Below are 12,708 nucleotides of genomic sequence, written 5' to 3'. Positions count from 1 at the left end.
CCATGTTAACCATCGCAGATAAAACGTTTCAATCACGTCTGTTCACTGGAACCGGCAAGTTCGCAAATAAGCATTTGATGGCGAGTGCTATCGAAGCGTCAGGTTCTCAACTGGCGACCATGGCGCTGAAGAGAGTTGATATTCGCTCTGAGCAAGACGACATTTTACAACCCATCATTGATGCCGGCGTGAACTTACTACCGAATACGTCAGGTGCTAAGAATGCAAAAGACGCCATCTTTGCTGCGCATTTGGCTCGTGAAGCACTGGGTACAAATTGGCTCAAACTCGAAATTCACCCAGATCCAAAGTACTTGATGCCGGACCCAATTGAAACGCTTAAAGCTGCTGAGCAACTGGTCAAAGATGGCTTTGTTGTGTTGCCTTATTGCCATGCCGACCCAGTATTGTGTAAACGCTTGGAAGAGGTGGGTTGTGCTGCGGTTATGCCGTTAGGTGCGCCGATTGGTTCAAATAAGGGTATTGCGTCTGCAGACTTCTTAGAGATCATTATCGACCAAGCGAATGTCCCTGTGATTGTTGATGCGGGCATTGGCGCGCCATCACATGCTGCACGTGCAATGGAAATGGGCGCAGACGCTGTGTTAGTGAATACCGCAATTGCTGCTTCTCAACAGCCTGTTGAAATGGCAATTGCGTTTAAGTTGGCAGTTGAAGCGGGTCGAATGGCTTACCTTGCAGGACTTGCAGGAAAAGTATCTCACGCGGTTGCTTCGAGCCCGTTAACTTCATTCCTAGACGAGTAGTATTGCTATGACGTTTGTTGATCAATTTAAACAGCTCAACTGGGATGACATTGGTATGTCTATCTTCAGTAAAACGGCAGCGGATGTTGAACGTGCTCTGAGTAAACCCAAACGCGACTTAGAAGACTTTAAGGCTCTGATCTCTCCGGCGGCAGAACCTTACTTAGAGCAGATGGCACAACAATCGTTGGCGCTAACTCGCAAGCGGTTTGGCAATACGATGTCGCTTTATATTCCCTTATACCTATCTAACCTGTGCGCTAACGCGTGCACGTATTGTGGTTTCTCAATGGAGAACCGTATCAAGCGCCGCACGCTTACTTTGGATGAAATTGATGCCGAAAGTGCGGCTATCAAAAAGATGAAGTTCGATAGCGTTTTGTTGGTCACCGGTGAACACGAAACTAAGGTCGGGATGAATTACTTTCGACAGGTGTTGCCGAATATCAAAAAGCAATTTAACTACCTTGCGATGGAAGTGCAGCCGCTTGATCAACATGATTACGCCGAGCTTAAAACGCTAGGTTTAGATGCGGTGATGGTTTATCAGGAGACTTATCAGCCACGAACCTACGCTGAGCATCACTTACGCGGTAATAAAATGGACTTTGAATATCGCCTTGAAACCCCCGATCGCTTGGCAAAGGCGGGGATCGATAAGATAGGGATTGGTGCCTTGATTGGTTTGGAAGATTGGCGAACCGACTGCTTCTTTGTTGCTGCTCATTTAGATTACCTAGAGCGTACTTATTGGCAGACACGTTACTCGATTTCATTCCCACGTCTTCGCCCGTGTGAAGGTGGGGAGTCTAGTGGAGGCTTACAGCCTAAGTCGGTCATGAACGATAAACAGTTGGTTCAGCTTATCTGCGCATATCGACTCTTGAATCCTGAGGTCGAGCTATCCCTTTCTACTCGCGAATCGGCAACCTTCCGCGACAATGTGTTGCCATTGGGAATCACGAGTATGTCGGCGGCTTCTAAGACCCAACCCGGTGGTTATGCTTCTGGTGAAGAAGAGCTTGAGCAATTTGAGATAAGCGACGAGAGAAGTGCAGCCGATGTTGAGTCAATGATTCGTCAGCGAGGTTTCGACCCAGTGTGGCGTGATTGGCATAGCGCCTATTCTGGTTAAGCTACATATTGCTCGATGTTCCACGTGAAACATCGATGTAATGATACAGGCAAATAAAAACGGCTACCTTTGGGTAGCCGTTTTGCTATTTGCTATTTAACTTATTGACCGAGCAAGCTCGTTTTGGTTCAGTTAAGCGCTTAGCGAAGCATTAAGCGTGAGCCAATGGAGTGGTTGATTGGCGTAACCATTCCAATGTATCACCTTTAACTAATGGGCTAACGTCGTTCCATACTTTCTGATGGTAGTCGTTCAGCCACGCCAGTTCAGGTCGTGTTAGCAAATCAACATTGATGTTGCGCTTATCGATAGGGCAACGTGTTAGCGACTCAAAGGTTAGTACTGAAAAATCACCTTGAGTTGGCAGTTCAACCACGAGCTCTAGGTTTTCGATTCGAATACCAAACTCATCAGCACGGTAGTAACCCGGCTCGTTTGATAACACCATGCCTTCAACAAGCGGCACGTCGATAAGCTTCTTAGAGATACTTTGTGGGCCTTCATGAACACTTAAGAAATGACCAACACCGTGACCAGTACCATGATCGTAATCGAAGCCTTCTGCCCATAAGTGCTGACGCGCTAGGATATCAAGTTGGAAACCACGAGTACCTTGTGGGAAACGCGCACGTGCAATACCAATGTGACCTTTCAATGCGAGAGTGAACTGCTGAATCATTTCGTCGCTTGGTTGGCCAATCGCGATAGTACGAGTGATGTCCGTTGTGCCATCTATATACTGGCCGCCTGAATCGACTAGGTACAGAGTATTTATCTCTAACTGACCTGGTTCAGGCTGGTTCTCGTGGTTGTAGTGACACATTGCAGCGTTGCCGCCAGCCGCTGAAATTGTATCAAAACTTAGATCCATCAGCGTCGGGTCTTGCTCGCGGAATGATTGTACTTTGTCTGCTAGTGCAGCTTCGTTGTGCAGGTTACCTTGCACGACTTCTGCATCAATCCAAGATAGGAATTTCGCCATCGCCACGCCATCTCGAATGTGACACGCTTTCATTCCGGCAATTTCAGTTGCGTTCTTAGCAGCTTTTGGCATTAAGCATGGGTCTGCTGCTTCAATGATATGAGCCCCAGCATTTTGTAGAACCAGCGTGTACCAAGCATTACTCGTGCCTGAATCGACAGACACATTGTTACCTTCTAAAGACTGAAGGCGCACTTCAAGCTCTGATGGGTGAGAAACGCGAATACCATTACCAACGTGTGCTTCAAAGCCTGCTGGGATGCGTGCTGGGTCTAGGAAGAAATCGACGCTTTCATCAGCGTGAATGATTGCATTAGACAGTACAACAGGTAGGCGAGATACGTCTAAACCACGAATGTTAAGCAACCAACAGATAGAATCGAGCTCGGTAAGGATAGCGGCGTCCGCACCTTTTGCTTTTAGTAAACCAGCAATCTCCGCACGTTTGCTTTCACTTGATTGACCAACGGCATCTGTTGCCATTAGGCGAACATCAGATACAACAGGCTCAGGACGGTCAGACCAAAGCTCATCAATCGGGTTTGCTGATAACGTTGTTAGCTCAACTTTCTCCGCTAGTTTTGCTTGTGCGCCTTTCAACCAAGCAGCGGTGTGCATGCGTGGGTCGAATGCAACCTTACTGCCTTGTGGCAATGAATTGATGATCCAATCTAAAGCCGGTTCTTCAATAAGGTGGCGATACTCAAATAACTCTGCTGGTACCTGCTTACGAACCTGAACGGTGTAGCGACCATCTACAAAAATAGCAGCAGTTTCACGAGTGATAACAGCGGCACCTGCAGAGCCAGTGAAACCTGTTAACCAGTGAAGTCGCTCGTTATGAGCGGGAACGTATTCACCTAGATATTCGTCTTCATGTGGAATGATAACGGCATCTAGGTTGTTTGTTTCAAGCCAAGCTCGAACCGCAGCAACGCGTTCAGCAGTGATATTGTGCATCTGTGTTTATCCTTATTGTTAGGGTCCTTGTTAACACCCACAGTCGATATACATGCGAGGGGACTTATTAGGTCAATAAGCTAGCGCTTTTGTTCGTTTGCTGCAAACGCTGTACGCCATTTTTATCTAAGGTGCAGAGTTTTTTCTTTGATGATATCTCGCAACCAAGTTAAGGCTGGGTCATTTTCTCTATCACGGTGCCAAAACAAAGTGTATGCCATCGGTGGGAATTCCATTGGTAAAGGCACAACCACTAAGTCGAGTTGCTTAGCGACGAGGTAAGTAAAGTGGCTTGGTGCGGTAAACACAAAGTCGGTGTAAGTACACAGGCTTGCGGCGCTATTGAAGTCTGGAACAGAAATCGCGATATCACGTTGGTGACCAAGATCAGCCAGTTTGTAGTCGAGCAGCCAGCGGTCGTTACCATCACACCTTACTTGTACATGACGTTGCGCAAGGTAGGTTTCCAAATCCCATTTACCATTCAGAGCGGGGTGGTTGCGTCTTAGCACACACATCTGTGCGTCGCGGTAGATCTCTTGTTCGCAAATGTCGTCTGGCGGCAGCATAGTTAAACGCGCATCGTTGATGTCGATGTCTTTGCCAGTGAGTCCGATATCTAGTTCGCCAAGCTGCAGCTTCTTAAAGGTTTGTTCTGTCCAAGCATGGGTGTTGATATTGACCTTAGGTGCTTGTCGAAATATTGCCGGTAAGAAGTGCGGAAGAATCAGCGGGTAAACACTCTCAACGGCAGCAATGTGAAAGCTATGGTCGCTGTTGTTGGGAATGAATGTCTCAGGCTGAGTGAGAACATCAAGTTGGTTGATCAACGTTTCTAACCGAGGCTTAAGGAAAACAGCTTTCGGTGTTGGTCGTAGGCCATGAGCACTTCGCGTAAAAAGGGGGTCATTAAATTGTTCACGAAGCTTGGCTAGTGACTTACTCACCGCTGATTGGCTCAAGCATAATCGGTGTGCGGTGCGAGTGACACTCAGCTCTTCCATCAGCACCTGTAAGCAAACCAATAGATTGAGGTCGAGGCGTGATAGTTTCTCGATATTCATGTGAGTTTCCTATTTGGAATAATGCTAATGAGTATATGCCATTTTTGTTCATATCTTTAGTTGGTTATTATGCACCTAAATTAACTCATTCGGAGAATCTTGTGCCTTCTAACGCGCTTCCAACCCCTAGTAAACTGCAGGTTGCTTTATTGGCAATGCTGGTTCTATTTAGCCCTCTGGCTATAGATATTTATCTTCCAGCTCTGCCACAAATTTCAACAGCGTTTCACGTGGAACACGCACTAGCACAAGATACGATTACTTGGTTTTTATTCGCCATGGGTGTCGGGCAATTATTTGCAGGCCCTTTGGCTGATAAGCTAGGACGTCGAACCGTTGCATTGGGAGGTGTTAGTATCTATGCATTGAGTGCTTGCTTGGCGTGGGCAGCTCAATTGATTGATATGATGCTAATAGCTCGGCTGCTACAAGGCTTAGGAGCTTGTGCGACTTCTGTAGCAGCCTTTGCGACGGTTCGCGATCTATTTGGCCCGGAGAAGAGTGGCCGTATGATCAGTTACCTTAATGGCGCCATTTGCTTTATTCCTGCATTAGCGCCGATTCTTGGTGCTTGGTTGACTCAACAGTTTGGCTGGCGCTCTAACTTCAGCTTCATGGCTGTGTTCGCTGTCGTGGTTGGCATCATTTTGTTTTTCCATATGAAAGAGTCTAATCCAGCGACAGAAAAGGTCGCGGTGTTCAAACTTGAGCGTTACTGGTCGGTATTGAAAACACCATCATTCATCTTCCATGCGACATTGTGCTTGATGGCAATGGCAGTAATCTTGGCTTACGTAACCTCTGCACCTGTTGTGTTGATGGAAAACCTAGGTTTGACGATGAACGAATTTACTTTCTGGTTTGGTATTAACGCGGTTATCAACATCACGGCTGCATTCACTGCACCGAAGTTTATGGACCGTTTTGGTACATATAAGGCGTTAGTTGTAGGTATCTCAACATTGGGTCTGGCTGGCGTCATTATGTTGGTACTTGCTGACCATGCTAGTGCGATCGCATTCATGCTGCCAATCTTCTTGTCTTCAGTTGGTTTTGCTTGGATTCTTGGTGCTGCAGCCGGTAAGGCACTTGAACCTTTCGGTGACCGTGCGGGTACCGCAGCTGCGTTGCTTGGTTTGTTTCAAATGAGTGGCTCAGGGTTACTGGTTGGTACCATGCAGCGCCTTGATTTAACATCGCAAGTGATGATTGCGCTGCAAATGTTCCTGATTGTTCCAGCATTGTTAGTGCTTGCGAGCAAAGCTGGTAAGTCGTGGCACACGACGTTTTCTAAGGCATAAGTCTCAAGGGTGACAAAATATACAAATGGCGGTTTGCGAAACGTTAAAACATGGTATATTTGTCACTCATTGAAACGTTAGTCCCCAACGGAAAATACTGTAATGTCATTAACAACCTACGAAATGGCGCGCATCTTAGAACAAATGGAAGATGCACCTGAAAAGGTCATGTTTGGTAAATTGCTTAAAGAGCTAGGAAACCAAAGTGAAGAGCGTATTCGCAGTGCGGCAAAACAAGTTCCAATCGACACTTTGCGAGATATCATTTACCAATTTCAACGCGTGGTTGAATCTCGTAAAGGTGAACAAGTTCAGCTACTAGCAAAAGAGCTGGCAGAGCAAGGTATTTCAGCTGAGGAATTACAAGCTTTTCTGAGCAAGTAGTTTTTCACCAGTTAAAAAGAAACCACTCATTTGAGTGGTTTTTTGCGTTTTGGATTTGCGATGAGGACTAGTTGCTAAATTGCTTCTTCAAGATTCTATCCAATGAAAATGGTCCAGCGCCCCATACAACGACGATAAGAATCATTAATCCCCAAAGCTGATGATCGTAGAAGCCTTGCGCCCACAATACAGGGTATGACACGACGGCCATGATATTGAAAACGAATAGTGCTGCAGCCATAGGTCGTGTTAATAAACCAAGTGCTAAGAATACTGGCAGAATCAATTCAGCGGCAGTACCCATATAGGCCGCTAGCTCCCAAGGTAACAGTGGGACTTGGTATTCCAATTCAAACAAGTACAGAGTGCTATCCCAAGTTGCTATTTTAGTCAGCCCAGAATTAAAGAATACCCATGCCACCCAAAGGCGACAAAATAGCAGAAGCACTGGAACAAAAAGTGCCTGTGATTTCTCAATCAAATTGTCGTATTGAGCCATCATGTTCGTGACTGTGTTGTTATCCATATTATGTCTCCAATTCGGCATCGATTGAAAAACCTGAGATGACGTTAAGCGCCATGACAGTATTCAGGTGTTGTAGTAGTGAAGGGGCAATCTCAGCGAGCGTTTGACCCGACTGCAATTCAGTTAGTAGTTGGTGGCATTCTTCTGTCAAACAATGACTCTCAATCTCTGAATTCTCGGCGCGGATTAACACCCCAAATTCAGGTTGGTTGATGTCTAACCCGTCGAGTTGTTGCTGATAGATCGCTTGCTCAAGTGCGATCATCGTATAGCTAGAATTGACTAGCGTTATTGAACCTTTGAGATGAAAGACTAAAGCGCCTTGTTGCTCTTGTGGCACATCAGCTAAACAAGAAAGGGGACGTTGGTCGACATGTGATTCTGAAACACATCTCACCAAGCTATCTTTTTGCCATTCATACAAAGCCACCTCAGTGAGATAAGGTGCAGCCTCAATAACAGCAGGAAAAGCTTGGATAGTCTGTTCAAAATATTCCCCATAACCGCTGACATCACCAGAGGTTGATGGATAACTTAAGACATGTTGACGAGCCATCTGTTGGAAGCACTCTTCACCAACCAGCATTTCAGTGAGTGGGTAGGCTGCTGCCAGTACTTCGCTCAAGCTAATCACAAAGTTGTTGCGGTAAATCTGGATGCGTTGCTCATCGGTAAAGTGGTCGCTCACTATGTCGCAGTGCTCACCATTGTTTTGATAGCGTAGGGCGTTAGCAAACTCCGATTGCACATTAGCTAAAGAGTGGCTCATGATGCGCGACTCCTTTGGTTGAACTTGTCGTGTTGATACAAAATATCACTGGCTTTGGTTGCTTCAGCCAATAAGACTTGTGGTTCTGGGATGTCTAGATCCCACTCAATCAAGGTATGGCGCAAACCATGTTGTGCTATCCAGTCGGTGTAGAGTTTCCACACTTCGTCACAGACAGGTTTACTGTGGGTGTCTATCCAGATCTCACCTTGTTCGAGTTTCTTTTTGGTAAAACCTGCCAAGTGAATCTCTTCCACTTTGTCTGCAGGTATTCCGCTTAAGTACTCTTCACTGCTGAAGCCATGATTAAAAGATGAGACGAAAATATTATTGAAATCGAGTAACAGTCGGCACTCAGTACGTTTTTGTACCTCAGCCAAAAATTCCCATTCTGGGATGGTTGAATGCTTGAAGGCTAGGTAACTCGATGGGTTCTCAATCAGCATAGGACGTTGCAGGCTGTCTTGAACCTCGATGACATTGCGACAGAAGACTTCTAACGCCTCTTCGGTATAAGGCAGCGGTAATAAGTCATTGAAGTAATGACCACCGGTCTGACTCCAGCTAAGGTGGTCAGAAACCAAGAACGGCTCGATATCATCAATCAGATCTTTTAACTGTAGTAAGTGATTTGGGTTGATGCGCTCAACAGAACCGAGAGACAACCCAACACCGTGGCAACTTATGTTGTGGGCGTTACGAATTTCCCTGAGTTGTTGACGTTGCGGTGATTGAGTTAAAAAGTAGTTCTCGCTGTGCACCTCTAACCAACTCATTAAGGCTGGGTTTTGGCTAAAGAAGTCCAAGTGCGGTGTTCTAAGGCCAACCCCTGCGTTGGGGTGAAGAGTTTGAGTCACAACGATTCTCCTAATAAGAAGTGGAGGTGAGCTGAATGTCAGCTCACCATACTAAGCAGCTCAATTATGATGATTGAGTGTTACCACCTGATAATTTGCCACACAGCCCTTTAGGTACGACTACGAATGCATCGGATTGGTTGTCTTCTTTTGCTGTACCCGCACATGAACTTGTTTTGGTTGCACAATCATTTTGGCCAGCTTTTGCCACGCCGTAGCATTTTTCTTTTGCCGCTGCTTCTGCAGGTGCTGATGTAAGAACTGCACCGCCGAACGCTAGTACACTTGTGATTGCAGCTGTAACAGCAAGATTAGAATTTTTCATAGTCATTCCCTCTAGGACTTAATAGTATTTTATATCGCAGGTTAATGGATTGTTAACTTGCTTACTAAAAAGGATAGGAAGAACTAGGAAATAATTTCACGACATTATAAGAAATATCAATATTAATGATGAATCGCCTTTTAAGTTGCTGATTTTATGATGTTAATTTTTGAATGTTTTTTCTTCTTATTATCCTAAACGCAGCCTAGTGTTTAGGTTATAATCAACTTTTATGTATAAATACCCAGTAGTGAGCATATCCAATGATAGATCCTTCGCTTTTACTCGATGGCCTAAACGACAAACAACGTGAGGCGGTCGCAGCACCTTTAGAAAACCTACTTATTCTGGCAGGTGCTGGCAGTGGTAAAACGCGAGTGTTGGTGCATCGTATCGCTTGGTTACAAAGCGTAGAGCAAGCATCACCGTTCTCTATCATGTCGGTTACCTTCACCAACAAAGCGGCAGCAGAGATGCGTGGTCGTATTGAAGAGTTGATGATGGGTAGCTCGTCGGGCATGTGGAACGGTACCTTCCACGGTATCTGTCACCGCATCCTTCGTGCTCACTACCTAGATGCAAAACTGCCAGAAGACTTCCAGATCATTGATTCAGATGATCAGATTCGTTTGCTGCGTCGCTTAATCAAGGCGCAAAACCTTGATGAAAAGCAGTGGCCAGCCAAGCAGGCTTCTTGGTGGATCAATGGCAAGAAAGACGAAGGGCTGCGCCCAAGTCACATTGACGCCTACCATGATCCAATAACTCTAACGTGGTTAAAGATCTACTCTGCTTACCAAGAGGCGTGTGATCGTGCTGGCTTGGTCGACTTTGCTGAAATCTTGTTGCGATCGCATGAGCTATTGCGCGATAAGAAACACATCCGCGAGCACTACCAAGCTCGCTTTAAGCACATTCTTGTCGACGAATTCCAAGATACCAACAATATCCAATACGCTTGGTTACGTATGATGGCGGGCCCGGATTGTCGCGTGATGATCGTAGGCGATGATGACCAATCTATCTATGGCTGGCGTGGCGCTAAAATTGAAAATATTCAGAAGTTCTTGGATGAATTCCCAGGTGCTTCAACGGTTCGACTCGAACAAAACTACCGTTCAACCAAAACCATTCTTCAGGCGTCTAACGAGCTTATCTCGAACAATACTGAGCGTATGGGTAAAGAGCTGTGGACTGATGGCAACGATGGCGAGCCAATCTCTGTTTACTCAGCTTATAACGAGTTAGATGAAGCGCGCTTCACGGTCAGCAAAATCAAAGAGTGGCAAGAGAAAGGCGGTGCGTTAGAGGATACCGCAATGCTGTATCGTAATAACGCCCAATCTCGTGTGCTTGAAGAAGCGCTTATCCAAGGTGGTCTGCCTTACCGAATCTACGGTGGCATGCGATTCTTCGAGCGTCAGGAAATCAGAGATGCTTTGAGCTACCTGCGCTTAATGAGTAACCGCAGCAATGATGCGGCATTCGAACGTGTCGTTAATACGCCGACTCGTGGCTTGGGTGATAAAACGTTAGAAACGATTCGTCTTGCAGCGCGTGATCGCGGTGCAACCATGTGGGAAGCCAGTGTTGCTCTGATAGAAGAACAAGTGTTACCAGGCCGTGCTGCGGGTGCTTTGAGCCGCTTTATTGAACTTATCAATGCACTTGAAGATGACACCATAGAACTGAGACTTCATGAGCAAACCGACCACGTGATCAAATCGTCTGGCTTGTTTGCGATGTACGAGCAAGAGAAAGGTGAGAAGTCGAAGGCTCGTATTGAGAACTTGGAAGAATTGGTAACGGCAACGCGTCAGTTTGAAAAACCAGAAGAAGCGGATGAAATGAGCATGCTAACGGCATTCTTAACTCATGCGGCTTTGGAAGCGGGTGAAGGTCAGGCTGATGAATTTGATGATGCGGTTCAGCTCATGACTCTGCACAGCGCTAAAGGCCTAGAGTTCCCGATGGTATTCATGGTTGGCGTTGAAGAGGGTATGTTCCCAAGCCAGATGTCTGCAGAAGAAGCAGGGCGCTTAGAAGAAGAGCGTCGTCTGTGTTACGTAGGCATGACGCGTGCGATGGAGAAGCTTTACATCACTTACGCTGAGATGCGTCGTTTGTACGGTCAGGACAAGTACCACAAACCGTCACGCTTTATTCGTGAACTACCAGAGACATGTCTGGATGAGGTTCGTATGAAAGCGCAAGTGAGCCGCCCTGCAAGCAGTGGTCGCTTTAGCCAAACCGCCGTGAAAGAGAACTTCAATGAAACAGGTTTTAGTTTGGGTTCTCGCGTTAAGCACCCTAAGTTTGGTGAAGGTACCATCATCAACTTCGAGGGAAGCGGCCCACAAAGCCGAGTTCAAGTTGCGTTTAACGGTGAAGGGATTAAGTGGTTAGTAACGGCTTATGCTCGATTAGAGCAGCTTTAATCCGCTACTTCGGCATCTAAAAATCGTTCATTATTAAAAACTAAAAGAGCAGCCAATGGCTGCTCTTTTTTATTGCGTACCGCTTTAAGCGATCACAATACATGGCTGACTAGAAGGGATCTTACAGTGCTGCAAGTGCCGCTTCGTAGTTTGGCTCTTCAGTGATCTCTGCAACCAACTCGCTGTGTGTTACCACACCTTTTTCATCAACAACGACAACGGCACGTGTTGTTAGGCTTGCTAGTGGACCTTCAGCAATCGCTACGCCGTAGTCTGATGCGAATGTAGGAGAACGGAAAGTTGAAGCGTGTTGAACGCCTTCAATGCCTTCTAGTTCGCAGAAGCGACCTGCAGCAAATGGTAGGTCAGCAGAAATACAAACAACAACCGTGTTCTCAAGCTCTGCCGCTTTTGCGTTGAACGTACGTACGCTCGTTGCACAAGTTGCTGTGTCGATGCTTGGGAAGATGTTTAGAACGACTTTCTTGCCAGCAAGAGAAGCAAGAGTCAGTTCAGAAAGATCGCCTGCAGTCAGTGCAAAGCTTGGAGCCTGCTCGCCGGTTTGTGGGAATGTGCCAGTTAGCGGTACAGCAGCGCCTTTGAAGGTAACGTGTGACATGAATTTGTCCTTAATTTAATTATGGTTATGAAACTAGTTGAGCCTAGTAAGACTTACGTTACTCGGAAGTGGTTAAGAAGTGAATGGTTTAAATGTCAGAATTGTAATCAAAGGTCTTTGATTTATTTGTTTTAGGGGAAGAAAAGTGGGACTACAGATAAAGAAAAACCCCGAGAGCTTGCGCTCATCGGGGTCTATAGTCTTACTCGCAGCAATCCGGCTACTAAGTGTGCTCCATGCATCAAATCCATGATAGTGTGCTGTTATCCTTCAGCGTATTCCTTTCGTCGCCTTCCTAGCGGTGTCCTTGATCTTATCCTGATCTGCCAACAATCCTCGTTAGCGCGCGTCACTTGTTCCTTGAGCGGTGTCCTTTACATCATCCTGATGTTCAGTCCTTTCCTCGTCCAGAGGTGTCCATTGTCTTTCCTTAGTAGCAACCATCCTAGTTACTATTGCGTCCATTCAATGTCCATTTCGCTATCCATGCCGATTATTCATCCTGAGTAATCGAATCTTCATCCTGAAGATAACCAAGTCCTTGGCGTTTCCTGTTCCGTGTCAGCATCCTTCCGACACCA

The 12,708-nt window shown here is 46.2% G+C and carries 12 protein-coding genes; 5 read left to right on the top strand and 7 right to left on the bottom strand.

What is annotated here, in order from left to right:
- Nucleotides 1-2 precede the first annotated feature (2 nt).
- Both ITG09_00135 and thiH read left to right on the top strand, forming a co-directional pair.
- Nucleotides 3-767: a thiazole synthase gene (locus ITG09_00135; protein UPR52134.1), complete on the top strand. Its 765-nt coding sequence runs from the start codon at nt 3-5 to the stop codon at nt 765-767.
- Between the two features lie 7 nt (nt 768-774).
- The gene (gene thiH / locus ITG09_00130; GenBank protein UPR52133.1) at nt 775-1,902 is read left to right on the top strand and encodes a 2-iminoacetate synthase ThiH; all 1,128 of its coding nucleotides are present in this window, start codon (nt 775-777) and stop codon (nt 1,900-1,902) included.
- Between the two features lie 151 nt (nt 1,903-2,053).
- On the opposite strand, the gene ITG09_00125 is transcribed toward thiH, so the two are convergent.
- Together ITG09_00125 and ITG09_00120 are read right to left on the bottom strand one after the other, a co-directional pair.
- Nucleotides 2,054-3,844 (bottom strand): aminopeptidase P family protein, encoded by a 1,791-nt coding sequence (locus ITG09_00125; protein UPR52132.1) that lies wholly within the window; start codon nt 3,842-3,844, stop codon nt 2,054-2,056.
- A gap of 122 nt (nt 3,845-3,966) precedes the next feature.
- Complete coding sequence (locus tag ITG09_00120) at nt 3,967-4,908, bottom strand: LysR family transcriptional regulator (protein UPR52131.1); 942 nt, start codon at nt 4,906-4,908, stop codon at nt 3,967-3,969.
- Between the two features lie 101 nt (nt 4,909-5,009).
- On the opposite strand from ITG09_00120, the gene ITG09_00115 reads away from it, so the two are divergent.
- Both ITG09_00115 and ITG09_00110 read left to right on the top strand, forming a co-directional pair.
- On the top strand, nt 5,010-6,209 hold the full coding sequence (locus ITG09_00115) for a multidrug effflux MFS transporter (protein UPR52130.1): 1,200 nt from the start codon (nt 5,010-5,012) through the stop codon (nt 6,207-6,209).
- Between the two features lie 102 nt (nt 6,210-6,311).
- Nucleotides 6,312-6,593 (top strand): hypothetical protein, encoded by a 282-nt coding sequence (locus tag ITG09_00110; protein ID UPR52129.1) that lies wholly within the window; start codon nt 6,312-6,314, stop codon nt 6,591-6,593.
- Between the two features lie 67 nt (nt 6,594-6,660).
- On the opposite strand, the gene ITG09_00105 is transcribed toward ITG09_00110, so the two are convergent.
- The 4 genes from ITG09_00105 to ITG09_00090 form a co-directional block, all read right to left on the bottom strand.
- The gene (locus tag ITG09_00105; protein UPR52128.1) at nt 6,661-7,119 is read right to left on the bottom strand and encodes a DoxX family protein; all 459 of its coding nucleotides are present in this window, start codon (nt 7,117-7,119) and stop codon (nt 6,661-6,663) included.
- Nucleotide 7,120: 1 nt separating this feature from the next.
- Nucleotides 7,121-7,888, bottom strand: a complete 768-nt coding sequence (locus ITG09_00100; protein UPR52127.1) for a putative DNA-binding domain-containing protein — start codon at nt 7,886-7,888, stop codon at nt 7,121-7,123.
- Nucleotides 7,885-8,745, bottom strand: a complete 861-nt coding sequence (locus ITG09_00095) for a DUF692 domain-containing protein (protein UPR52126.1) — start codon at nt 8,743-8,745, stop codon at nt 7,885-7,887. The genes ITG09_00100 and ITG09_00095 overlap by 4 nt, the downstream gene beginning before the upstream one ends.
- A 64-nt stretch (nt 8,746-8,809) precedes the next feature.
- On the bottom strand, nt 8,810-9,070 hold the full coding sequence (locus tag ITG09_00090; protein UPR52125.1) for a DUF2282 domain-containing protein: 261 nt from the start codon (nt 9,068-9,070) through the stop codon (nt 8,810-8,812).
- A 263-nt stretch (nt 9,071-9,333) separates the two neighbouring features.
- On the opposite strand from ITG09_00090, the gene uvrD reads away from it, so the two are divergent.
- Nucleotides 9,334-11,508, top strand: coding sequence for a DNA helicase II (gene uvrD / locus ITG09_00085; GenBank protein ID UPR52124.1), 2,175 nt, complete (start codon nt 9,334-9,336; stop codon nt 11,506-11,508).
- A 121-nt stretch (nt 11,509-11,629) separates the two neighbouring features.
- Here the strand turns inward: uvrD and tpx are convergent, their stop codons facing one another.
- Nucleotides 11,630-12,127 carry a thiol peroxidase gene (gene tpx / locus ITG09_00080; GenBank protein ID UPR52123.1) on the bottom strand — a complete coding sequence of 166 codons (498 nt, stop codon included), beginning with the start codon at nt 12,125-12,127 and terminating at the stop codon, nt 11,630-11,632.
- Between the last annotated feature and the right edge of the window lie 581 nt (nt 12,128-12,708).

Source organism: Vibrio cyclitrophicus (genome assembly GCA_023206055.1).
GTDB lineage: Bacteria > Pseudomonadota > Gammaproteobacteria > Enterobacterales > Vibrionaceae > Vibrio > Vibrio cyclitrophicus_A.
Note: the sequence above shows the minus strand (reverse complement) of the source record. Positions and strands in the feature narration are given on the sequence as shown.